This is a genomic window from Caldithrix sp. (assembly GCF_056497305.1).
Genome location: NZ_JBSMDE010000011.1, coordinates 1 through 22,823 on the forward strand (window position 1 = coordinate 1; position 22,823 = coordinate 22,823).

Annotated in this window: 21 protein-coding genes; 19 read left to right on the plus strand and 2 right to left on the minus strand. The window is 45.0% G+C overall.

The annotated features are described in order from the left end of the window. Positions 1–389: 389 nt before the first annotated feature. The 19 genes from ACWB0I_RS00855 (at position 390) to ACWB0I_RS00945 (ending at position 20,773) form a co-directional block, all read left to right on the plus strand. Positions 390–785: a tetratricopeptide repeat protein gene (locus ACWB0I_RS00855; RefSeq protein ID WP_479386135.1), complete on the plus strand. Its 396-nt coding sequence runs from the start codon at positions 390–392 to the stop codon at positions 783–785. A 40-nt stretch (positions 786–825) separates the two neighbouring features. Continuing rightward, on the plus strand, positions 826–1,734 hold the full coding sequence (locus ACWB0I_RS00860; protein ID WP_479386136.1) for a hypothetical protein: 909 nt from the start codon (positions 826–828) through the stop codon (positions 1,732–1,734). Between the two features lie 261 nt (positions 1,735–1,995). Next, positions 1,996–2,985: an AAA family ATPase gene (locus tag ACWB0I_RS00865; RefSeq protein ID WP_479386137.1), complete on the plus strand. Its 990-nt coding sequence runs from the start codon at positions 1,996–1,998 to the stop codon at positions 2,983–2,985. A gap of 40 nt (positions 2,986–3,025) precedes the next feature. After that, a complete protein-coding gene (locus tag ACWB0I_RS00870; protein WP_479386138.1) occupies positions 3,026–4,039 on the plus strand; it encodes a DUF58 domain-containing protein in 1,014 nt (337 codons plus the stop codon). Between the two features lie 18 nt (positions 4,040–4,057). Then, on the plus strand, positions 4,058–4,990 hold the full coding sequence (locus ACWB0I_RS00875; RefSeq protein WP_479386139.1) for a tetratricopeptide repeat protein: 933 nt from the start codon (positions 4,058–4,060) through the stop codon (positions 4,988–4,990). Beyond that, positions 4,987–5,994 (plus strand): hypothetical protein, encoded by a 1,008-nt coding sequence (locus tag ACWB0I_RS00880; RefSeq protein WP_479386140.1) that lies wholly within the window; start codon positions 4,987–4,989, stop codon positions 5,992–5,994. The genes ACWB0I_RS00875 and ACWB0I_RS00880 overlap by 4 nt, the downstream gene beginning before the upstream one ends. Positions 5,995–6,069: 75 nt before the next feature. After that, positions 6,070–7,005, plus strand: a complete 936-nt coding sequence (locus tag ACWB0I_RS00885; protein ID WP_479386141.1) for an ABC transporter ATP-binding protein — start codon at positions 6,070–6,072, stop codon at positions 7,003–7,005. Between the two features lie 2 nt (positions 7,006–7,007). Continuing rightward, the gene (locus ACWB0I_RS00890; protein ID WP_479386142.1) at positions 7,008–7,790 is read left to right on the plus strand and encodes an ABC transporter permease; all 783 of its coding nucleotides are present in this window, start codon (positions 7,008–7,010) and stop codon (positions 7,788–7,790) included. 48 nt (positions 7,791–7,838) lie between these two features. Then, a complete protein-coding gene (locus tag ACWB0I_RS00895) occupies positions 7,839–9,347 on the plus strand; it encodes a GldG family protein (RefSeq protein WP_479386143.1) in 1,509 nt (502 codons plus the stop codon). Positions 9,348–9,432: 85 nt separating this feature from the next. Next, the gene (locus ACWB0I_RS00900) at positions 9,433–10,824 is read left to right on the plus strand and encodes a DUF4340 domain-containing protein (protein WP_479386144.1); all 1,392 of its coding nucleotides are present in this window, start codon (positions 9,433–9,435) and stop codon (positions 10,822–10,824) included. Between the two features lie 65 nt (positions 10,825–10,889). Then, positions 10,890–11,885, plus strand: a complete 996-nt coding sequence (locus ACWB0I_RS00905) for a vWA domain-containing protein (RefSeq protein ID WP_479386145.1) — start codon at positions 10,890–10,892, stop codon at positions 11,883–11,885. A gap of 59 nt (positions 11,886–11,944) precedes the next feature. Further along, the gene (locus ACWB0I_RS00910; protein WP_479386146.1) at positions 11,945–12,982 is read left to right on the plus strand and encodes a VWA domain-containing protein; all 1,038 of its coding nucleotides are present in this window, start codon (positions 11,945–11,947) and stop codon (positions 12,980–12,982) included. Then, on the plus strand, positions 12,963–13,619 hold the full coding sequence (locus ACWB0I_RS00915; RefSeq protein WP_479386147.1) for a tetratricopeptide repeat protein: 657 nt from the start codon (positions 12,963–12,965) through the stop codon (positions 13,617–13,619). The genes ACWB0I_RS00910 and ACWB0I_RS00915 overlap by 20 nt, the downstream gene beginning before the upstream one ends. Next, positions 13,616–14,074 (plus strand): hypothetical protein, encoded by a 459-nt coding sequence (locus ACWB0I_RS00920; protein WP_479386148.1) that lies wholly within the window; start codon positions 13,616–13,618, stop codon positions 14,072–14,074. Before ACWB0I_RS00915 ends, ACWB0I_RS00920 begins: the two co-directional genes overlap by 4 nt. Positions 14,075–14,079: 5 nt before the next feature. Continuing rightward, on the plus strand, positions 14,080–15,939 hold the full coding sequence (locus ACWB0I_RS00925) for a BatD family protein (protein ID WP_479386149.1): 1,860 nt from the start codon (positions 14,080–14,082) through the stop codon (positions 15,937–15,939). Beyond that, entirely contained in the window at positions 15,936–16,709 is a 774-nt protein-coding gene (locus tag ACWB0I_RS00930) for an SH3 domain-containing protein (protein WP_479386150.1), read from the plus strand. Before ACWB0I_RS00925 ends, ACWB0I_RS00930 begins: the two co-directional genes overlap by 4 nt. Then, positions 16,676–17,263 (plus strand): SPOR domain-containing protein, encoded by a 588-nt coding sequence (locus tag ACWB0I_RS00935; protein ID WP_479386151.1) that lies wholly within the window; start codon positions 16,676–16,678, stop codon positions 17,261–17,263. The genes ACWB0I_RS00930 and ACWB0I_RS00935 overlap by 34 nt, the downstream gene beginning before the upstream one ends. Positions 17,264–17,605: 342 nt before the next feature. Then, positions 17,606–19,978 (plus strand): DUF5666 domain-containing protein, encoded by a 2,373-nt coding sequence (locus ACWB0I_RS00940; RefSeq protein WP_479386152.1) that lies wholly within the window; start codon positions 17,606–17,608, stop codon positions 19,976–19,978. A 96-nt stretch (positions 19,979–20,074) separates the two neighbouring features. After that, entirely contained in the window at positions 20,075–20,773 is a 699-nt protein-coding gene (locus tag ACWB0I_RS00945; protein ID WP_479386153.1) for an HD-GYP domain-containing protein, read from the plus strand. On the opposite strand, the gene ACWB0I_RS00950 is transcribed toward ACWB0I_RS00945, so the two are convergent. Continuing rightward, positions 20,763–21,623, minus strand: coding sequence for a hypothetical protein (locus ACWB0I_RS00950; protein WP_479386160.1), 861 nt, complete (start codon positions 21,621–21,623; stop codon positions 20,763–20,765). The two genes, ACWB0I_RS00945 and ACWB0I_RS00950, sit on opposite strands and share 11 nt — an antisense overlap. Next, positions 21,520–22,773, minus strand: a complete 1,254-nt coding sequence (locus tag ACWB0I_RS00955; RefSeq protein ID WP_479386154.1) for a Kelch repeat-containing protein — start codon at positions 22,771–22,773, stop codon at positions 21,520–21,522. Before ACWB0I_RS00955 ends, ACWB0I_RS00950 begins: the two co-directional genes overlap by 104 nt. Positions 22,774–22,823 lie beyond the last annotated feature (50 nt).

Genomic DNA, 22,823 nt, shown 5'->3' on the forward strand with positions numbered 1-22,823 from the left:
AAAAATTTTCGCATTACGCTGTGGCGAGATTAGAAGTTTTGAAGGAAGTGTTCTAAGGCAGCACAGCCGAATCCAAAGCTTTTAATAAACCGCAAAGTACGCCAGGTGCTTGACAGCGTAACACGTAACGCGTGACGCGAAACGAGTTACGTGTTACGCATTAACGAAATTTTTCGCACGCTAACGAGTTAGATCTTTTGAAGGAAGTGTTCTAAACATATCAACCAGACGTTCTGTGCTGCGGGAACATTCTAATGTATTTTACGTTTTATTTTTCTTTTAAATCGAATCGCAAAAGTGAATAATTTGATTTAATTTCAAACAACCGTTAAATTTGTCAGTTTGGTAAAGCCCTGTTTTATTGAAATAAGTTGGAGGAGACTGTGGAAATGAGAGCAAAAATTGTCATTCTAATGAGCATTATTCTTTCTCTGCTATTGCTGGCCTGTTCATCAAAATTATCGGAAGAAGAATATTACGAAAAGGCCAAAGAGGCTTACAGCAAAGAGCAGTATGCACAGGCCATGGATTATTTTAAGAAAATTCTGGAATATTATCCTGAAGGAAAAAGAGCAGCCGAATCCCTTTTCATGTTAGGATTTATTAATGCCAACGATTTAAAGAAATATGATGAAGCCAAAAAATATTATCAGCAATTCATCGATAAATATCCCAACCATGAATTAGCGGACGACGCCCAATATGAGATTAAAACCATGGGCAAAGATTTAGATGAACTTCCCTTTTTGAATCAGATCGGGGCTGATTCAACGGCTCAAAAATAGGGATGACTCGAGTAGAATGTAAAGCGCAAGTGAAAGATCAATGAAAATGGTGTTGAGAGCCTCGGTTTTAATCCTGTTTCTTTTGAATATGGTAGTGGGGCAGAGTGTGCCCACAGATTCAATTTCCGGTGAAATACAGTTGCGCGCTTTTCTTGAGAAAGACCGGGTCCCCTTGAACGAAGAGGTTGTCTACCATGTGGAACTCTCCTGGCCGGGTGAGGTGAGTCGATACCGCATTCTGGAAATCTCAGATCCGGTTTTGACTAATCTGAAGTTGCGGGGCAGCGGTTCTGCTAACCGTTTTTTCCAGGACAAAAATAATCAGGCGCATGCCGTAAAAACGATTACGTTTTATTTTACCCCTTTAGAAATGGGTATGGCTTACATTGATGGCCTTACCATTAAATATCAGGATACAAAAACTAATCAAACCGGCCGGTTGCTTTCACATCGTATTGCCGTGGAAATTAGCGAACCGGTGTCCAGACCGGGCGATGCTCCGAGCGCGGGTAAAATTGTTATCTGGGTTCTGGTGGCGGCTTTCCTGCTGCTGATCATGTATTCTTTAAAAAGATATTTTGAACAGAAAAAGCAACAGGCGATTCTGTCTGAACCGGGAAAAACGCTCGAAGAACAAATCCTGGAAGAGCTGAAAAACAAGATTAAACTCACCAATGTCCTTCCGGAGAAAAAGTTCAACCTGTTAATGCAGCTTTTAAAGGAGTATTTTAAAAAGCGATTTGAATTACCGCCCGGAAGCGAATTTTTTGAGATCCGTCTGGTCCTGGAAAAAAGCGGAATATCTGAGGAATTATTAAGCAAATTAGAACAATTATTTGAAAGGGCCGAACTGGTCAAATTTGCGGCCGAACCGGTAAACGAAAGCGAGCTGCATTTTTTTATCGATACAACGGAACTTCTTTTGCAAGAATTGAATAAAAAGGATTGATTTTTTCAGGAATGGCTGAAAAAGTTGTACATGGGTCATTCCTGCTCGGGCTGAACACCCGGCACTCTTTGCAGGCACAACTATTTTCCCGGAACCTACAAATCCATTGTTTAACGGTTCCCTAAAATTAGAATGGCCGGGTGTTCAATAACCATCAAAGGGGCCAAAAGCCGTCCTGGCAACCATAATCGATGTAACCCCTGGTCTTTGAATTTAGCGTTTCTTACAGAATCGAGCACAGCTAACGAAAAAGGAGGAACAATGCATCCTGATATTAAGGCGATTAATGAAAAGATAGCTCAGGAGAGTGCCTTCATTGAAAAGATCATTGCCGAAGTCAGCAAAGTGATTGTCGGGCAAACCTACATGATCGAACGCTTGTTAATAGGTTTGCTTTCAAATGGCCACATCCTGTTGGAAGGCGTACCGGGCCTGGCCAAAACGCTCACCGTAAAAACGCTTTCCCAAACCATCCAAACCAAATTTCAACGCATCCAATTTACTCCCGATCTTCTACCTGCCGATCTGATCGGTACGTTAATTTACAATCAGAAAGATGGAAAATTTACAACTAAAAAAGGGCCCATCTTTAGCAATCTCATTTTAGCCGACGAAATAAACCGTTCGCCGGCCAAGGTGCAGAGCGCCCTGTTAGAGGCCATGCAGGAGCGTCAGGTGACCATTGGGGAAAATACCTTTACGCTGGAAGACCCCTTCCTGGTACTGGCTACTCAAAATCCTATTGAACAGGAAGGTACCTATCCCCTTCCCGAAGCGCAGGTAGATCGTTTTATGCTAAAGTTGAGCGTTGGCTATCCTTCTAAAGAAGAAGAGCTGGAAATCATTCGGCGCCAGACCAAAAAAGAGGTGGCCGAACCCCAACCGGTCATTGCACCGCAGGAATTGATCAAAGCCCGTGAGGTGGTTAAGGAAGTTTACGTCGATGAGAAAATTGAAAAATACGTGGTAGATATTGTTTTTGCCACACGTTTCCCTGAAGAATTTGGTCTGAAGGAATTGGAAGGATTGATCACTTACGGAGCCAGTCCGCGCGCTTCCATCTATCTCACACAGGCAGCTAAGGCCCACGCCTTCTTACGCGGACGCGGCTATGTGACCCCGGAAGATGTGCGGGCGATCAGCATGGATGTCATGCGTCACCGCGTCATTCTCTCTTACGAGGCCGAAGCCGAAGAACTAACGACCGAGGACGTCATCCGTAAAGTGCTCAATCGTGTTGAAGTACCCTGATCGGATGAGCGAGCAGTAACAGTAAAGGCAAAAACAAACGATGAACAGCATGGTTATTCTCTTTCTGGTTTTGGGGATTGTTTTTTTAAGCGTTGCCATCTTCTGGTATTTTTACCATTTGCGGCAGCTGGAGAAAAGCGCCCGGCAAATGGTGCAATCCGATGAAACCCAGGCCATCCCCCGTGAGCTGCTCAAAAAAGTAAAACAGATCGAAATTAACACGCGCAATATTGTCAATGAAGTCTTTTCCGGTGAGTACCACTCTGTATTTAAGGGCCGTGGAATGGAGTTTGCCGAGGTGCGTGAATACCAGCCCGGCGATGACATCCGCTTAATCGACTGGAATGTAACGGCCCGCATGGGCCATCCTTTTGTAAAATTGTTTCAGGAAGAGCGCGAGCTAACCGTCATGTTACTGGTGGATGTGAGTTCCAGTGGCTCCTTTGGCACCGAGCGGCAACTAAAGAGAGAGATGGCCGCGGAACTTTCGGCCGTGCTGGCTTTTTCTGCTATTAAAAACAATGATAAGGTGGGCTTAATCATATTTTCCGATCGCATCGAAAAATTCATCCCGCCGCGCAAGGGTAAAAGCCATGTGTTACGCGTCATTCGTGAAATATTGTTTTACAAACCCCGCGATGCGGCTACCAATATCAACGAAGCTCTGGAATTTTTGAGTCGCGTGATTAAACGTAAAAGCACCGTGTTTTTGATTTCCGATTTTCTGGCGGAAGATTTTAAAAAGTCCTTGCAAATTGCCAACAAAAAACACGACATTATTGCCATCAGCATTGTAGACCCAAGAGAGGTCATTTTGCCCAATGCTGGCATGATCGAACTGGAAGATGCGGAAACCGGCGAGACCATCGTGGTCGATACCACCAGCGCCCAGGCGCGCGATGAATTCCACTTAAATGCCATGAAACAACGTGAAACATTGAAAGCGCTGTTTCAGTCCATTGGCGTTGATCACATCAATATTTTTACCAATCAATCGTACGTAGAACCGATCAATAAATTTTTTAAAGTACGGGCCAGGCGGCTGGCCGTATGAACAGGGAGTGATGGACAGATGGTGGGTAAAAAACATTTAATCTTTGTTTTGGCTATTATTTTGATAGCAGCCTGCACTAAACCGAACAAAACCGCTCTGGTGGATGAACAGGCTGCCCTGCAATTGGCCAATGCCTACTACACCAATGGTTTGTACCAGGCCGCAGTCAATCAATATTTGCAATACATTAAAGATTACCGGCCAGACGCCGGACGGCTGGCTAATACCTATTACACTATCGGGGATATCTACTTTAAGCGTTTGAACGATTACGAAAAGGCATTGGAATACTATTTTAAGGTAAAGTATCTCTTTCCTCAAAGCCCTTTGCAGAAAGAGGTCAGTAAAAAGATTGTAGCCTGTCTGGAAAGGCTGGAACGCACTCAGGATGCCGTGCGCATCATGCAAAATGAAGCGGCGCTGGACAGCAGCGAGGTTAGCAAAAACAGGCCTGGGGCGGTTTTGGCCGTCATCGGAAAACGCAAAATCACACAGGGCGATCTCGATTTCGAAATCAGTAAACTGCCGCCCAGCGTTCAGGAACAGTTCAATAGCCGGCAAAAGAAAAAGGAACTTTTGCAACAATTGGTTTTACAAGATTTATTGTACGAATCGGCCAGGCGACAGGGTTTGGACAAGGATCGGGAGGTCATCGAAGGCGTATTTCAGGCTAAAAAAGCTTTGATGGCCAATAAGCTCTTGCAGAAAGAATTGCAGAGCAAAATAAAACTGGAACCGGAAGAAATTGAATTGTATTACAAAGCCAATAAAGATCGCTACGCTGAAAAGGATAAGAACGGTAAAGTCCTTCGCCAAAAACCATTCAGTGAAGTACAGCAGCAGGTGGCGCAGGATTTGTTGATGGAAAAACAGCAAAAAGCCTATCAGGAGCTTGCTGAGCGCCTGATGCAGGCCGAAGGCGTACAAATTTACGAAGAGCGGATCCAATGAGGTATTTCTTTTTAATCGTTCTGATCTGGTGGGGCTTTTGGTTGGAGCCAACCTGGGGCCGCGTGGAAAATCAATCGTTGATTGAAGTAAAAGCCCAGGTGGACACTTCGACCATCACCATTGGCGATCACATTTTGTACTCCATCATCATCGATCGCCGCAAAGATGTGCGCATCATCGAACCCGGGCAGGGCCTCAACCTGGGTCTGTTTGAGATTAAAGATTACCAATTCCACAATCCGGTGGAAAAGGGCGATCACATCATTCAGCGTTACGATTACGTCATTTCCGTTTACGATACCGGACGGTTTACAATTCCGCCGTACCCACTGGCCTATTTTACTTCCGATTCGGCCAGTAAGCCGGCCATCATTGAAGCGCCGGCCATTGACATCTACGTGAAGAGCGTTCTTAAAGGGGAAGATAAACCGCAATTAAAAGACATTAAACCGCCCCTTGATATTCCGTTCAATTATCGTTTTTGGGGATTAATAGGCGGCGGACTTTTGCTGTTGCTGGTTGCGCTCTATCTTTTGTACCGCCTGTGGAAACGGAAACAGGAACAGGGCTATCTCTTTACACCGCCTCCTCCGCCTCCGCCGGCGCACGAAGTGGCCTTAAAGGATTTGCAGGCATTATTCGCAACGGACTTACTGGAGAACGGGCAGTACAAGGAGTTTTTTTCGCGACTGTCGGAAATTGTGCGGACCTACCTTGAAGGCCGATACTTTATTTCTGCTCTGGAAGAAACCACTTCGGAAATCATGCAGGAAATGAAAGGCCATCTGGCGGATGAAGGATTACGCCAGCTATTGCAGGAAATTTTAAGCACATCAGACCTGATTAAGTTTGCCAAATACATTCCGTCTCCGCAGGAGATTGAACGGTTGAAAACAGGGAGTGTGGAGTTTGTAGAACAGACCAAAGTGGTTTATGAAACCCAACCAGCGGATGATGAAGAATCATCGACCATAGAAAAAGCTGAGGAGACGCAGAAAACATGAAGCAAATAGATTGCTGTGTGGCTTGCATTAAAAAATTAATTGTGTGTTGATCATTCAACGTAGGAGGAATGAGCCTTGATAGACGTCAAAGGATTAACCCGGTATTACGGTGAAAAAAGGGCCATTTCAGATGTAACCTTTCATGTAAACAAAGGTGAGGTTCTGGGGCTGCTGGGCCCGAACGCCGCAGGTAAAACAACCACCATGCGCATTTTAACCTGTTACATGCCCCCGACCAGCGGCACCGCCGTTGTAGGTGGCTATGATATTTTTGAACAAAGCCTGGAAGTGCGTAAAATTACAGGCTATTTGCCTGAAAATCCGCCTCTGTACACGGACATGAGTGTTGAAGACTATCTGACCTTTGTGAGCAAAATTAAGGGCGTTCCACGGGACAGGGTCAACAAAGAGGTGGATACGGTGATCGAAAAAGCCAGTATTGGCGACGTGCGTAAACGCATTATTGGCAAGCTTTCCAAAGGATACAAACAACGTGTAGGGCTGGCGCAGAGCCTGATCAATAATCCTCAGATCGTCATCCTGGACGAACCGACCGTGGGGCTGGATCCCAAACAAATCATTGAAATTCGTCAGTTGATCAAAAATTTGGGCGGGGATCATACCGTCATTTTATCTTCCCACATCCTGCCGGAAATCGAACAGACCTGCGAACGCGTGGTCATCATTAACGAAGGAAAGGTTGTGGTTGAAGATACCGTTGAAAATCTGACCAATCGAATGCACGGTGTTCAGCGCATCAACTTACAGGTGGAAGGCAGTGAAGAGGCCATTCGCCAGGCCTTGCAACCAATTGGTGACATTCAAAAATTAGAATTCAAAAACAAAGGGAATGACATCAGCGAGGTAGTGGTAGAAACACCGGAAGATGTGCGCAAAGAATTGGCCCAGGCGATTGTCAAAAGCGGGCTCGGTTTGTTGGAACTTTCCACAGAGCGTTTTACTCTGGAGGAAATCTTCTTGCATTTGACGACAAAAGAGGAGGTGGCCTGAAAATGAGAGCGACATTAGCTATTTTTCAAAAAGAGTTTAAATCCTTTTTCTATTCGCCCATTGCCTATGTGATACTGGCCTTATTCACGGCTTTGACCGGTGTGTTCTTTTATCTGTACCTGTCGAGCTTTGTGGAAGCGGCCTTTATGGATATGATCCGTTCGCAGCAGTATCGCATGGCTCCGCAGAAATTTAATGTAAATTTGATGCTCATCCGGCCTTATTTCTGGAACATCGCCTTAATTTCGCTGTTTACCTTACCCACCATTACCATGCGCCTTTATTCAGAAGAAAAACGGCTGGGAACAGTGGAGTTGCTTTACACCACGCCCATTACGCCCTTACAAATCATTCTGGGCAAATTTTTGGCCGGAGTGGCTTTTTACATCGTTTTATTAATTCCAACCATGTTCTTTCAGGGCTTACTCTTTATTTACGGTGATCCTGAATTCCTGCCTGTGCTGTCAGGCTACATCGGGCTGATCCTACTTGGGGCGGCTTTTATTTCGGTTGGGTTATTCATCTCCACTACCACCGAAAACCAGATTATCGCGGCCATTGGCGGTTTTGGCATGTCGCTCCTGCTGTGGGTCGTAGGCTGGGGTGCCAATTTTGTTGGGCCAACCTTAAAGCCCATTTTAAATTACATCTCCATCATCAATCACTTTGAGGATTTTGCTCAGGGCGTGCTGGATAGTACGCATCTGGCCTATTACGTTCTGTTTATTATTGTCGGGCTTTATTTCTCGTTGAAAATGGTTGAATCGGTTAAATGGCGCGCCTGATTGCAGGTTGGGGTATGTTGGTCTAAATAGAAATGGAGAGAACAAACGATGAAAAAGATTGAAAATATATCCGGATTGCTGGGTATCGTTGCCATACTGGCGGCCCTGGTCTGGTATTCGATTAATCAGGTCTGGCAAATTTACCACTGGATTTTACTGGCCGTGGGCGTGATTGGCCTGGCCTACTTTGTTTTTGCCCTGGTGAAAAATCGTCAGCGTGAACTTTCCAAACGCTCATTAAAATATGGTTCCAATGTGACTGTGCAAATTATCGTGATGTTAGTCATTGTGGCCATGCTGGCTTTTATCTCTACCAGACGTCACATCCGTTTTGACTGGACTAAAAACAAGCTGTACAGTTTGTCTGACCAGACGGAAAAGGTTCTTAAGAATCTGAATAAAGATGTTAAATTAACGGCCTTCTTTAAATCTTCTGAACAGAATCGGGCGCGGGACCTGCTGGATGAGTACAACTATCGTTCTTCCCATTTAACCTACGAATTTGTGGATCCGGATGAGCGTCCGGAAATTGCCAAGCAATATGGCGTTCGAAAATATGGCACTATTGCCGTGGAATGTGGGCTTAAAAAAGAGATGGTCGAAAAGCTGGATGAAGGCGAGCTGACCAATGCCATTATCAAGGTGACCAGAGACGAGGAAAAAATCGTTTACTTTTTAACCGGCCATGGCGAACGTTCCTTTAAAGATGAAACGGCGGAAGGCTATTCCAACGCTGCCCAGGCCATTAAAAAGGAAAATTACATGGTGCGCGAATTGAATCTGGCGCGCCGTAAACAGGTGCCCGATAGTTGTACGGTTCTGGCAATTGTAGGGCCCAAAACCAACTTTTTGCCAGGTGAACTGGATAGTATTAAACAATTTGTAAATCACGGAGGCAAATTGCTGCTGATGATCGATCCGGAACATCCGGCAGACATTGCCGATTTTGCCGCTCAATATCATGTGCAGGTAGGCAACGATATGGTGATCGATGTGAGCGGGGTGGGCCAGTTGTTTGGCGCCGGGCCAGGTATGCCTCTGGTCACCACCTACGATAAAAACCATCCCATCACCAAAGATTTTAATATCATGACCTTTTATCCTCTGGCCTGCTCGGTAACGCCCATGACGGACAAGGGCGGGTACACCATCACCGAACTGTTAAAAACTTCCGGAAATAGCTGGGCCGATGTCGATTACCAGAGCGGTAAAGTTTCGTTCGATCCTGAAAAGGACAAAAAGGGACCGATCACCCTGGCCGTAGCCGCTGAAAAATCGGCCAGCAAACCTAAAATTTCTCTGGTTATTTTTGGCGATTCCGATTTTGCCAAAAACGGTTTCTTCAAAAATCAGGGGAATATGAACCTGTTTATGAATACCATCAACTACCTGGCCGAAGAAGAAGATTTGATCTCCATTCGGCCCAAAGAGGTGGATGACAGTCGCCTTTCCATGACTCAGGCAGATGTGAAAGGCTTATTCTATCTGGTCGTCATTGCCATCCCATTGCTGGTCATTATTATTGGAGTGGTTGTTTTTATTCGTCGTAATCGTTAAACCAAGGCGGGGATGGGATGCCAGACCCTCCCTGCTTTTTTAATGGCTGGTACAAGTGACAGTAACTTAAGGAGACGGTGCTAAAATGCGCAACACGATTATTATGGCGCTGATTGCGATTGCGCTGGCTGCCTATGTCTATTTTGTTGAAATCAAAGGCGGCGAGCAAAAGAAAAAAGAAAAAGAGATTGCCGGTAAGTTGTTTAATGTCCAGAAGGACAGCATCGATCATATCATTATTGAAAAAAATGGCCGGACATTTGAGTTCATCAAGAAAGAGGGTACCTGGGAAATCGTTCAGCCGGTTCAAACCCTGGCCGACGAATCGCCCATTAATTCTGTTTTGTACAGTTTAAGCAATACAAAAAAGATTCGTACTTTTAAGGCCAGCGGCAACGATTTAACAACCTACGGTCTTGGAGCACAAAGCATTAAGGTCCGTTTTTCCGGCAAGGGCCTGAACGAACAATGGCTGAAGATCGGCGACCGAACGCCTGTGGGCGGCAATGTCTTTGTAACCCGTGATGATTCCAGTGTGATCATTGTTGCCTCGTCCATTAAAAGCACCATGGACAAATCTCTGTTTGACTGGCGCGATAAAAAGGCCATTCATTTCAAAAAGGATCAGGTTAAAGAATTTACGCTTACCAATCCGCATGGAAAGTTCCATTTTGTGAAAGAGGGTAGTGACTGGAAATTAACCGAACCTGTTGAAACCCGCGGCGACAATAGTAATATCAATGCCGTGTTAAACAAGCTGGACTATGGGCGCGTTAAAGCGGTGGCCGCAGAAAACGCGCAAAATCTGGCGCACTACGGCTTAAATGTTCCGGCCTACCGGATTGAGCTTTTCTCCGGGCTGGAAAAAGCCAAATCGGGCGTTTCGTTTTCCCGCCTAAAGGGAAACAAAGCCTATGGCAAAGATGATGCTCGGCCCCATATCTTTGAAGTGGATTCTTTCTTTGTCAAGCCGTTTAAGAAGAAATTGTACGATTTCCGCGACAAATACATCGCCAAATTCAATCGCAATAAGGCGCATCGGATTAAGTTGATGTTTAATAGCGAGTTGATGATTTTTGAAAAAGACAGTTCCAATAACTGGCTGCTTTCTACTGGCGAAAAGGCTAAGAATTACAAGATTTCCAATTTGATTTCCAATTTGAACAACTTGAAGGTCAAGCGTTTTTGGGACGACCATCCTAAAAATTTAAAAAAATATGGTCTGGAGCCACCGCGGGGCCTGGTAGAGGTGTATGATGATCAGGGCGATAAAATTCTGGAATTGCTGGTCGGTAAAGACCGTGGGGAAGATGAATTTTTCGCTCAGGTGCCGGCCTTAAAATCGGTGGTTACCTTTAAGAAAGATGACCTTAAAAAGATCTTTCCTAAAAAAGAGGATTTGATCGAAAAACCAAAAACGGAAAAGTCAGAGAGCGCTGCTAAAGAAGATCAGACGCAAAAGAAAGATAAATCGTGAAATCTGAGTTAAAGGGAAAGATGACAGAGGACAAAATACACAACATCCGAACGAACAGGTAGCCCATGTTTCGATTTGCAGATCCGTATTATTTACTGTTTTTGCTGGTTATACCGTTTATGGTCTGGTGGTACTGGCGCGGGCGTTCGCGGGCCACGGCTAAAATCATCTATTCGGATATTAAATTGCTCAAGCAGGTGAAGCCCAGCCTCAAGCAGCGCCTGCGTCCTGCTCTTTTTGTGCTGAGGTTACTGGCCGTAACGGCTGTTGTGGTGGCTCTGGCCCGGCCCCAATCCAGTCACAAGGAAGAGGAGATCACCACAGAGGGCATTGACATTGTGTTAACCATGGATGTTTCCACCAGCATGCTGGCCGAAGATTTTCGTCCCAAAAACCGTATCGAGGCGGCTAAAATGGTGGCTAAGGAGTTCATCAAAGGACGCAAGAATGATCGGATTGGCCTGGTGGTCTTTGCCGGTGAGAGCTTTACCCAATGCCCTTTAACCCTTGATTATGGCGTACTCTACCATATCCTGGACAACATGAAAGTGGCCGATCAGGAGTGGGACGGAACAGCCATAGGCATGGGCCTGGCCACGGCCATCAATCGTTTAAAAGACAGTAAAGCCAAAAGTAAGGTAATCATTCTGTTAACCGATGGGCGAAACAATCGGGGCCAAATCGATCCCATTACGGCTGCCCGCATGGCCAAAGCCATGGGGATTCGCGTGTACACCATCGGCACCGGAACGCGGGGAACGGCCATGTACCCGGTGGACGATCCGATCTGGGGCCGGCGCTACGTGCCCATGCGCGTGGATATTGACGAAGATTTGCTAAAACAGGTGGCCAGCATTACCGGTGGTCAATATTTCCGCGCAACCGATACCCAAAAGTTACGCCAGATTTACAAAGAGATCGGTGAGATGGAAAAAACCAAAATCGAGGTAAAAGAGTACACGCGCTATGAAGAGTTCTTTGTTTACTTTTTGAGTCTGGGACTGTTGCTGTTAGTGGTGGAACTGGTTTTAAGCAACACCTATTTTAAAACAATTCCCTGATCAAAACAGCAGAAGTAGAACTTTGGCCTTGAAATAGAAAACGAGTTTTTAAGGAGAAAATGGAAGTCCTGAAATTTAGATATCCGCTATTTTTACACGGCTTATGGGGCATTATTCTGCTCATCATCTTTTTTGTGTTGATTTACAAACACAAAGAAGCGCTGTTACGGCGTTTTGGCCATATCGAAATACTGAAGCGTATTATGCCCGGTTACAACCGTGGGCGCATGATCTGGAAGAGTGTCTTTTTTATTTTGAGCTACGCCTTTTTTGTTATTGCTCTGGCCGATCCGCAAATCGGCACTAAATTGGAAGAGGTCAAGCGCGAAGGGGTAGATATCATCGTGGCCCTGGATGTGTCCAACAGCATGCTGGCCGAGGACATTAAACCCAGCCGTCTTGAAAAGGCCAAACATGAGCTGGATAATTTTATCGATCTATTGCAGGGCGATCGCATTGGGCTGATTGCCTTTGCCGGAATGGCGCACCTGGTGTGTCCTTTAACGCTGGATTATGGGGCGGCCAAGCTCTTTTTGCAAATGATAGACACCGATCTGATTCCGGTTCAGGGTACGGCTCTGGAAGATGCCATTCGCACGGCCATCCGCTCCTTCAATCAAACAGAGCGCAAGCACAAAGTGCTGATTTTAATCACCGACGGCGAAGACCATGAAGGCGATCCGGTTAAGGCGGCCGAAGAGGCCTCTAAAGAAGGCATCATTATTTACACCATTGGCATTGGTTCGCCGCAGGGCGTGCCCATTCCGGTTTACGATCAATACGGTCGTTCGCTGGGATTTAAAAAAGATCGCAATGGCAATGTGGTAACCACGCGCCTGGATGTTAAGACCTTACAAAAAATCGCTTTTATTTCTAACGGAAAGTATTACATCGCCTCCAGCGGGCAATCGGAACTGCGCAAAATTTATGATGAAATTCGCAAGATGGAAAAGAAAGAATTAAGCGCCCGAAAGTTCGCTCAATATGAAGACCGCTATCAGATTTTTTTGATTTTGGGTCTGATTTTTCTGCTTCTGGAATTCTTTTTACCGGTAAGAACTAAAACAAGGTCGGACTATGCGCTGGCAAATATGTAGCATTGTAATCATGGGGCTCGTCCAGCTATCGCTGGCCGGAAATGTACGGAGTAAAGTGAATAAAGGGAATGAATATTTCAAACAGGGCAAATATGAACAGGCCCTGGCCCAGTACCAGGATGCTCTGCTGGATGATCCGTTGAACGAAATTGCGCTTTTTAATAAAGGCAACGCTTTTTACAAATTGAAGAAGTACAAAGAAGCCATTGATAGCTATCAAAAAGTGGTGGGCAGCGAAAATCTTGACTTAAGCGCCAAAGCGTTGTACAATATTGGCAATTGTTACTTTCAGCAAAATAAGTTGAAAGAGAGCATCGAGGCCTACAAAAAGGCTCTGGAACTGAAGCCGGACGACTTTCAGGCTAAGTACAATTTGGAACTGGCCCGGGCTAAATTAAAGGAACTGGCCGATAAAAAACAGCAGCAGCCCAACCAGCAAAATAAACCCATTGAACCTTCGGAGTTTGCCAAAAAATTAAAGGAACAGGCAGAAAAATTGGTGGATCAAAGGCGTTATCGGGATGCCTATCAGTTAATGATGGATGGGTTGAAAAAGGACAGAACTGTGGCTGCCTTTCAAAATTTCATTACGCGTATTAAGGATGTTGTAGAGATTTTAGGTTCTCAGGAAATATGAAACGATTATTAGTTGCCTTGTGTTTTAGCTTTCTGTTAGCTGGCGCTTTGCAGGCACAGAATGCCATGGAATTCTTCCATTTAGGAGCTAACCTTTACATTCGCGGCCAGTTGGCCCAGGCCAGGCAGGCTGTGGATCAGGGCTTACAACAATTTCCGGATGACCCTTATCTGAAGGCATTGAAAGAGAAGCTGGAACAGAAGGAGAAAGAGCAGCAGCAACAAAAGCAACAACAGCAACAGAAAAAGCAGCAGCAACAGCAAAAGGCCAACGAAGGAAAGCAGGAAGAAAAGAAAGATCAGCAAAAGCAAAAAGCTCAGAAGGCAGAGAAGAAAGAGATGAGTAAAGAAGAGGCCGAACGCATTCTGCGGGCCCTGAAAGAAGAAAATAAAAAATTTAAGAAGGAACACATGCGTGTTCCGGCCGGACGTAAACAGGTAGAGAAAGACTGGTAATACGCATGAAAAAAGGTTTCACACGATTCAGCGTTCCGTTGAGTGTCAGTATTTTAATCCTTTACATTTTTTTTGCTGGCCTGCCTGCAGCGCTTTATGGCCAGGATGTCCAAATCCGGGCCTATGTGTCCAAAAACAAGGTGGGCCTGGAAGAGAATTTTACCTATTCGATTGAAATCTCGGGCAAGTCCAGTTCGTTGCCGGATCCGCAGGCGCCGGACTTTAAAGACTTTTACGTTCTGTCCGGGCCCAATACGTCTACCAGCATCCAATTTATTAATGGACGCATGTCGGCAACCAAAGTGCACACCTATTATCTGCAACCTAAAAAAAAGGGAAAGCTGATCATTCCCCCGGCTATGGTTTCGGCCAAAGGCAAAACTTTGAAGAGTAATTCTGTTACCATTACGGTAGTCGATCAGCCGCGGGCTACAGGGCAACCTTCCAGACCGGGGAAGAAAGCGCCCAGGAAACGGACCGACCAGGATTTAATCGGTCAGAGCATCTATTTAAAGACCGAGGTCTCTAAACGCACGGCTTATGTGGGCGAACAAATTGTCGTGGCTTACAAACTCTATTTCCGGGTGAGCGTCAGCGGTTACGATTTTCAGAAGTTGCCCTCCAATCCCGGTTTCTGGACAGAAGAATTTGCCATGCCCAGGCAACCGACGATTACAACCGAGATTGTCAATGGACTGAATTACAACGTGGCTACCATCCGGAAGATCGCCATCTTTCCTACACAGAGCGGCCAATTGACTCTGGAACCGATTTCGGTGCTGGTTGAAGCCCGTGTAAGACGCCGCTCACGCAGCATATTCGACAGTTTTTTTGATGATCCCTTTGGCAATGTGGTGCAGAAAACATTGAGCAGTAAACCGATTAAAATAACGGTTAAAGATTTGCCCGAGGAAGGAAAGCCGAAAGATTTCAGTGGCGCGGTTGGACGCTACGATTTTAAAGTGCTAATGGACAAGACTCAAGTCAAGGTCAATGACGCGGTTTCGCTCAAAATAAACGTTTCCGGTGAAGGCAATATTAAATTGGTCAACATCCCCGATGTGATTGTGCCGCCCGATATTGAAAAGTACGATCCTAAAATTAAAACCCAGCTGGACAATGTGGGCGCCAGAATTCGAGGTACAAAATCGGCGGAGATCATTCTCATTCCCCGCATGCCAGGCGACTTTTTGATTAAACCGTTAACCTTCAGCTACTTTGATCCACAGCAGGGAAAATATATCACCCTGCGCAGCAAAGCGTTGTCCTTGCATGTCACCGGAGAAAGCAACGTAGCTCTGAATCAACCTGTAGGCGGCGGTTCGCTGGATCAGCGTTATGTGAATTTAATCGGCCGCGATATTCGTTTTATCAAGGAATTTACTGAATTCAAACCGTTGGGTTACAAAATTTATCTCAGCTTCAAATTCTGGGGTCTGATTGGCTTTGGCTTTATCTTCCTGATAGTTTTTGTGTTGGTCAATGATTATCAGGCGCGCATCGTCAGTGATGAACGCTTATTGCGGAGTCGCAAGGCAGGTCGCATGGCAGCCAAACAACTTTCCAGAGCACACGACTTACTAAAAAGCGGAGAGTACGACCAGTTTTACAAAGCCGTGAGTAATGCTCTGCAGGGATTTGTGCGCGACAAATTAAACATCGATCTCAGCGATTTCAGTACGCCCAATGTTCGGAAACATTTAAGCCAGCGACAGATTGATCCGCAGGTCATCGAAGAATACATCACGGTGCTGGAAGAGGCCGATTTCCGACAGTTTGCCAATATTCCTGATTCTCCTGAGGAGCGGAAAAAATTTTACGAACGGGCCAAACACATTTTAACCAGATTAGAGAAATGGATATGATGCAAAGGAAGTTGTTTTTTGCCGTTTTTGTAATGGTTTTTGTATTCAATGGATGGTCTGCTGCCCGCTCAGTGGAGGCCCAGCAACTATTCCAGCAGGGAAATGCGTTTTTCCAGAAAGGGAACTATCAGCAGGCCCTTGAAGCCTACCAGAAGATTCTGGATTCTGGTTTTGAGAGCGGAGAGCTGTATTACAATTTAGGCAATGTCTATTTTAAACTACATCAACTGGGTAAAGCGCGCCTCTTTTATGAAAGGGCGCTGCGCTTGATGCCGGAGGACGAGGCCTTAAATGAAAATCTACTCATCTTGAAAAGTCGGCTGGTAGATAAGATTGAAAAACCCCCAAAATTTTTTCTGAGCGCATGGTGGGAAGCGCTTTTAAATTTCTTTACCATTAATACCCTGGCCTGGTTGGTTGTGGGCCTGTTCTGGTTAACCATTTTTAGCCTTGCTTTCTTTTTGTACTGGCAGAAGCAGAGGCGACAGGAAAAGGGCCGCCCGTTGGTGGTGGTCAGTTTGATCTTGTTGCTTTTTAGCGGTCTGTTATTGGCCGATAAAGTGTATCGTTTTGAAAAAGAACAATATGGCGTTATATTAAAGCCAACGGTTACCGTTTTTTCAGAACCGCGGGAACAATCGACAGAGATGTTTGTGATTCATGAAGGCACAAAAGTCAAGATTTTAAGACAAAGTAGCGATTGGTTTGAGATTAAATTAGAGGATGGAAAAACTGGATGGTTACCCAAGAAATCACTGGAAATCATTTAAAAAGAATGGCTACCGCGACTCTGATGGTTGTGGGCCTCTTTGTGCTTTTTAGCTGTGCAGCGAAAAAAGAGCTGGTCAGGCCTGCTTCGCCAGAGTCTGCGCCTGCAGTAGCGGCCGGCCAGTTTGATGAGTCATTCGATCCTTTAAGCCTGGAAGACGATGACATTGTAATCAAGCGTAAAAACAGGCTCGAAGAGCAGGGCCATCAGAAGATGGAGCCCATTGAGCTCAAATCTGCTTCCACTGCACAAAATGAAGCCGCGATTCCTGATTCTTTAATCTCTTATCGGGAAGTGGATGGTTTCCGCGTGCAAATTTTTGCCGGCCGCAGTGTAGAAAGCGCAACCATGACCAAAAATAAAGCACTAAATGATTTTGCTCCTTATCAGCAGAACGTTTATTTTATCTTTGAAGCGCCCTTCTACAAAATTCGCATAGGAGATTTTACCCAGCGCAATAAAGCAGAAAAGGCAAGAGAATTGGCCCGAAAATTGGGCTATCGTGAAGCCTTTGTGGTGCGAAGTAAGGTGCGGGTACCTGAAAATCCCCAATAATCATTTCAATGGTCAGGTTAAATGAAAAGCGCCCTGTAGAGGATTTAATTCCTCATTATTCAAAAATCTCTCTAAAACCAACACGCCTTTTTACTATCCCTGGCTTTCTGAAATTTATGTTTTGATGACTCAATAGCGATTGTACCTTCTCCCCAATGACGGGCAATAATCGGAATAACAAGTGTGCAAAATATGCTCATCAAGCACTATATTGTCACACTTTTATTTAAAAAATAAAAATATTTATTGAAAAACATGAACTTAGACCATGCAAAATGTTTTGGCACGTCATTTGCTCCATCAAGGCCAGAAACAAGGTTAATTAAATTAAAGGAGGACATTATGTTCAATCTACTACACAATAACAGAGCGCTCAGAAGCCTGCTTTTATTGACAGGTATGGTTTTGGGGCTAACACTCAGCGCTCAGGCGCAGAATTACTATATTCTGTCGTCACGGCCCAACGCAGACAGCTCTGAGTATTTTTATCAACAAAACGCTACACTCTACATGACGGTCTTTTCCCAGAGCGTTGATTTTAACAATATGGAAAAGATGAAATGGGAGCTTGAGCGACAGATGGATAATGATCACGGCATGATGGGCGATATGGGTGGTCATTTCGAAGGTCGCCTTACAAATAACATGGATGGCACTTTCAGTTCTTCATTCGACCTGAGTCAGTTGCCGAACGGCGGAACCTGGAAATGGAAAGCTAAACTGGAAGACCGAAATAAGAACAAGGTTCAATTTGAAGCCAACATTACGTACATGTACCATTCCGATGACTCCAGTCACCAATACTTAGAGATCAGAGGCGAAATTACAGCCATCAATGGCGATACGCTTTTCATTGGAAAATATGCCTTTGTAGTGGATAGTGCCACAGTTATCATGGGCCACAACGATGGTCTGTTAACACTTTCCGATTTGCAGGTGGGAGACTATGTTGAAGTCGAAGGCCAGGGGCTTTATGACCATGTCTATCTGGCCAGGAAGGTTAAACTGGAAGGCCACAATGAAGATCATGACGGCGATCATGAAATGAAAATCAAAGGCCATATTGAATCGGTTGCGGATGGCTCAATTGTGGTTAATGGAATGGCCTTTACAATCAATGAACAAACCCGAATTCTGGATCGTAACGAGGCGCCTATTTCCGCTGGAAATTTAGTGGTTGGCATGTTGGTTGAAGTTGAAGCACAAATGATGAATGGCGAGAGAGTGGCCCTTAAAATTAAAATTGAAGATGAAGGTCATGAGACATTCATGCTTGAATTAAAAGGATTTATTGACTCTCTGGCCAGTGACTATCTGGTAATCGACAATCAGCGCATCTATTTTGATTCAACAACGGTTGTTAAAACAGGCGACCACATGATGGGCAGTGGCAGCATTGATGATTTACAGCCCGGACAATTTGTGGAAGTTAAAGCCACCATTAATGTTGATGGTACTCTTCTGGCCCGTAAAATCAAAATTGAGGACGTCAACGAAAGGCACAACAATGTAACGGTTAAAGGCGCGATTGATTCTTTAGGTGGCGATTTTCTGATGGTAGCCGGGCGGATTATTCTGGTGAACGATAGCACTGAAATTACTGGAATGCATCACCAACGCTTGAACTTTAGTGATCTCCGAAAAGGACAGGTGGTTAAGGTAAAAGGTCAGGTGCAAAACGATGGTACTATTCTGGCTTTGAGCATAAGAGTAAAAGAACTGTGGTCAAAATACGTTGAATTCAAGGGCGCTATTGAGTCGATGGACAGCAACGGTTTTACATTGCAGGGCGTTTATTTTGCAGTGGATTCCAATACGGTTTTTCTGGACCAGACCCATCAGTTCATTACTTTTACTGATTTGAAAGTTGGCGATTTTGTAGAAGTCAAAGCCAAACGGCTGTCAGACGGTTCATTTTTGGCTCTCCGCGTGGCATTGGAAGACATGGGGAGAATGCATCTTGAAGTTACCGGAGAAATTCAGGCCCTCACCGCAGATTCGATTCGTGTGAACCATTTAAACTTTGCCATCGATAGCCTGACAATCGTTTACAATTTGCAGGATAGCATTGTGCAAATCAGCGAATTAAAGGTCGGGCAGATTGTTTCTGTAAAAGCCGCTTTGCAACAGGATGGAACCTACCGCGCTTTAAAAATTGAGATCGAGTACGATCCGGCGCTGGTTTCCGTAACCAGTTCTCTGGGTGGCAAAAGCGAATCCAGTGTAATTGTACAGGGAACAGAATACGCGGTTAACGCTAACACGGTTATTCTGGATAGCAGTTTTAATGAGATCGACTATGCTTCTCTTACTCCAGGTAGTGAAGTGACCGTCTGGGCCGTTTCCAGTAACAACGGGTACGAAGCGCTTCAAATCCAGAGCGGAAGTACGGCCAGTGTAACGGGCATACAGTCCCAGGCAAAAGTGATTACCTCCTTTAAATTGGAGCAAAATTATCCCAATCCCTTTAATCCGACTACAACCATTGAATTCTCGTTGAATCACAGTGGATTTGAACATGTGAGTCTGACCATTTACAATGTTCTGGGCAAAAAGGTTAAAACCCTGTACAACGGCGTTCTGGATCATGGAACGTACCGCTTTGAATGGAATGGAACAAATCAGTACAGCCAGCCTGTTGCTTCTGGCATCTATTTTTACAGATTGCAGGTTAAAAATCAGGCGATTGTTAAACGTATGACATTACTCAAGTAAGGTCCTCAATAAGGCACGCAAAATTGCAGGTACCTTCACAACCTCGCTCATCCCTATGGATGAGTGAGGTTTTTTAATAAAAACAAAGGAATGAAAATGTTTGGAAAAAAGAGTTATCTTGTTAATGAAAGTTTATTGTCCGTTTTAGAAATGGGGCAATTTTTAGCCCAAAAAGCTAATGCTTTCGATTTGCTTGTCGATTTAATGGCGCAGTTTGAAAAATCCTTTTATAATAAACAACATATAACACATAGCACCAGGGTAGCCTTGTTGGCCGAATTAATGGGACAGGCGCTGGATTTTTCCAGACAGGAAATGGAAAAACTCAAAAAAGCGGCCCATTTACACGATGTGGGAAAGTTGTTCTTACCTGGAGCGTTATTTTTTTCTAAAGAAAAATTGAGCTTTAAAGAGCGCCAGATAATTCGCCTGCATCCGGAATTGGGTTTTGCTCTAATTAGCCACATCCCTAAGCTGGCACCATTGGCGCCGGCCATCTTATTCCATCATGAAAAATATAATGGCGCTGGCTATCCCTACGGCATCCGCGCCCACTATATCCCTTTGCAAAGCCGAATTATCGGCATTGTCGATTGTTTTGAGGCGCTTACTTCCACCAGGCCTTACCACAGTCCGCTAACCATAAGGCAAGCGCTGGCCGAAATGGAGTTGCAAAAAGAGCAGGGACTGTGGGAGCCGTACCTGTTTGAGGTTTTTGTTGAGCTAGTATCGAGTGCAGAAATTGTAGATGAAGAAGAATCCTTCAACAATTTAGATATTCCACTTAAAAATTAAATGAAATGGTCAGCTGGTAATTGTAACCATTGCCTGAAAAAGTTACACCGCCGGTGTTCCAGTTGTAGGGGCTCCACATGGCATCCAGAACAGAGGCGACCCAGATGGCAGCCGTGGCCAGGGTGCCATACCTTCTCCATTTGTACCAGCGGTTGTAACGCTGATAGGCTGCATCCAGCTTCTGCGCATCATCAATCGTTTTGTATTTTTGATGGTAGTGTTTTTCTAAAAAAGCTGCCGTCGTTGTGGCAGCCACTGAGGCCCCGAACGCCGTAAAGAACAGATAGGCTTTCTTTTTTTGCCCCTTAAAATATTGCCCCCAGCCCGGCAGCAACAAAGATTGAACGCTGGCTTGCGGCCGCTTGTCTTTAATCAGAATGTAACGAATAGGCCTTGCTTTTAGATTGGGACCTGGTTGTTGCTTTTTTAATTGTTCAAAGAAAGTGATGATCTTGGGCGAAGTGGTAACCGGATCGAATTGATATCGGGGATTCAATTGCAAAATGGTCAGGAAATGAGTCCTGGCTGAATCTAACTTGCCCAGATTGAAATAAGAAAAGCCCAGGTACTGGTGAATGTCGATGAGTTCCTGTGGCGTAAACGATTGCTTGCTGTTTAATAGTTGGTGGCCCTGCTGAATTGTCTTTTCAAACTGTAAACGTTCGTACAGCGTTTTTAGGGAGGTAGATTCCTGGGCGAACAAAGGGGGGAAGACTACAAACAGAACCAGGAATACAGGAAGGGTATTACCTGGTGTAAATAATTTTAAAAAGGCCCTGGCTGGCCCTGGAACGGACCACCAGCCAGTAAATGCCTGACGAGACAGCTTGCTCCTGATCGTTTTTAGCATACCATTTAAAATGCTGCGTTCCTCCTGTTAGCATTCCATTAAATAGGGATTTTATGTGTTGCCCTCTGAGATTATAAATATCAATACGATACGAAGCAAGTTGTGAAGTGGTAATGTCCAGTGAAATTTGTCCGTTAAAGGGATTAGGGTAACCATGGATGAGGATTTGCGACTGAGGCACAGGTCGAAAAGGATGGCTTTTGATAGCGGTTGTGGTTTCAACCAGAATTTCAACATCGCCTACGGGATTTCCGGTATTAGGGTTGTATCCGCCCATTACAAAAATGGTGTCATTCAGACAAACGCCGGTCAAGCCGCTGCGCGGAGCGGGCAAAGGCGTGCCTCTGGAAATGGATTCAGTTTTAATGTCAAAGACTTCTACACTGGCTGACATGCTGGAGGGCGTTTCGCCTCCGATTAAAAAGATGCTGTCTCCCTTGACGACTGTGGTGCCATAAGCTCTGGGCTGCTCCAGAGAAGGTAGCGATTGCCAGGGCTTGTGCATGCTGTTTTTTTTCCATCTGTAACTCTTTTCGCTCATGCCGTAATAATAGCCCCCGAACATGTAGAAAATATCGCCTACGCTGGCTCCAAAGGGAGCCACGCGAGGATAGGGGCATTTCTCTTTTTCTTTCTCCCATTTGTCGTTGGTCTCGTCGTACCACTCGATCTCTTTTTGAAGTTCGTATTCATTTTCTTGACCGCCGAGAATATGAATGTGATTTTCTAAAATAAAAGCCAGATGTCCCTCGCGCCCATCGTGAATATTTTGCACATCCGTCCATTCGTTTTGCACAGGATCAAATACTTCCACATCTTCGAGAATCTCCTCGGAGCTACGCCCGCCAATCAGGTAAATTTTTCCAGCAAATGCAATGGCTGCCGCATTGTAGCGCTCCGTTTTAAACGGGGGGATGGCATTTTCGATCCATTTTTGCCGGGACGGATCAAAACATTCTACGGTGTTCAATATCTTGTTATTTAAGGTCTTACCGCCAAATACGTAAATTTTGCCTTCAAAAACCAGGCTGGCTGCGCCGGCTCTTGGTTTATTTAAAGGATAAAAGCTTTGCCATTCAGCCCCGCTGGCTGTAAGCAAAAAACTAAAAAGAGTTAGAAACAAAAAGAGTGTATTTATTCCTTTTTTCATTACCAATTTTCCCTCTGCTTTTTCTTCACAGATTATTATGCAAAAATAGT

Excerpts from the sequence above, each read along its gene's own strand:
- ACWB0I_RS00855 (WP_479386135.1), top strand. The coding sequence starts at position 390 with ATGAGAGCAAAAATTGTCATTCTAATGAGCATTATTCTTTCTCTGCTA.
- ACWB0I_RS00860 (WP_479386136.1), top strand. The coding sequence starts at position 826 with ATGAAAATGGTGTTGAGAGCCTCGGTTTTAATCCTGTTTCTTTTGAAT.
- ACWB0I_RS00865 (WP_479386137.1), top strand. The coding sequence starts at position 1,996 with ATGCATCCTGATATTAAGGCGATTAATGAAAAGATAGCTCAGGAGAGT.
- ACWB0I_RS00870 (WP_479386138.1), top strand. The coding sequence starts at position 3,026 with ATGAACAGCATGGTTATTCTCTTTCTGGTTTTGGGGATTGTTTTTTTA.
- ACWB0I_RS00875 (WP_479386139.1), top strand. The coding sequence starts at position 4,058 with ATGGTGGGTAAAAAACATTTAATCTTTGTTTTGGCTATTATTTTGATA.
- ACWB0I_RS00880 (WP_479386140.1), top strand. The coding sequence starts at position 4,987 with ATGAGGTATTTCTTTTTAATCGTTCTGATCTGGTGGGGCTTTTGGTTG.
- ACWB0I_RS00890 (WP_479386142.1), top strand. The coding sequence starts at position 7,008 with ATGAGAGCGACATTAGCTATTTTTCAAAAAGAGTTTAAATCCTTTTTC.
- ACWB0I_RS00895 (WP_479386143.1), top strand. The coding sequence starts at position 7,839 with ATGAAAAAGATTGAAAATATATCCGGATTGCTGGGTATCGTTGCCATA.
- ACWB0I_RS00900 (WP_479386144.1), top strand. The coding sequence starts at position 9,433 with ATGCGCAACACGATTATTATGGCGCTGATTGCGATTGCGCTGGCTGCC.
- ACWB0I_RS00905 (WP_479386145.1), top strand. The coding sequence starts at position 10,890 with ATGTTTCGATTTGCAGATCCGTATTATTTACTGTTTTTGCTGGTTATA.
- ACWB0I_RS00910 (WP_479386146.1), top strand. The coding sequence starts at position 11,945 with ATGGAAGTCCTGAAATTTAGATATCCGCTATTTTTACACGGCTTATGG.
- ACWB0I_RS00915 (WP_479386147.1), top strand. The coding sequence starts at position 12,963 with ATGCGCTGGCAAATATGTAGCATTGTAATCATGGGGCTCGTCCAGCTA.
- ACWB0I_RS00920 (WP_479386148.1), top strand. The coding sequence starts at position 13,616 with ATGAAACGATTATTAGTTGCCTTGTGTTTTAGCTTTCTGTTAGCTGGC.
- ACWB0I_RS00925 (WP_479386149.1), top strand. The coding sequence starts at position 14,080 with ATGAAAAAAGGTTTCACACGATTCAGCGTTCCGTTGAGTGTCAGTATT.
- ACWB0I_RS00930 (WP_479386150.1), top strand. The coding sequence starts at position 15,936 with ATGATGCAAAGGAAGTTGTTTTTTGCCGTTTTTGTAATGGTTTTTGTA.
- ACWB0I_RS00935 (WP_479386151.1), top strand. The coding sequence starts at position 16,676 with ATGGTTACCCAAGAAATCACTGGAAATCATTTAAAAAGAATGGCTACC.
- ACWB0I_RS00940 (WP_479386152.1), top strand. The coding sequence starts at position 17,606 with ATGTTCAATCTACTACACAATAACAGAGCGCTCAGAAGCCTGCTTTTA.
- ACWB0I_RS00945 (WP_479386153.1), top strand. The coding sequence starts at position 20,075 with ATGTTTGGAAAAAAGAGTTATCTTGTTAATGAAAGTTTATTGTCCGTT.
- ACWB0I_RS00950 (WP_479386160.1), bottom strand. The coding sequence starts at position 21,623 with ATGCTAAAAACGATCAGGAGCAAGCTGTCTCGTCAGGCATTTACTGGC.
- ACWB0I_RS00955 (WP_479386154.1), bottom strand. The coding sequence starts at position 22,773 with ATGAAAAAAGGAATAAATACACTCTTTTTGTTTCTAACTCTTTTTAGT.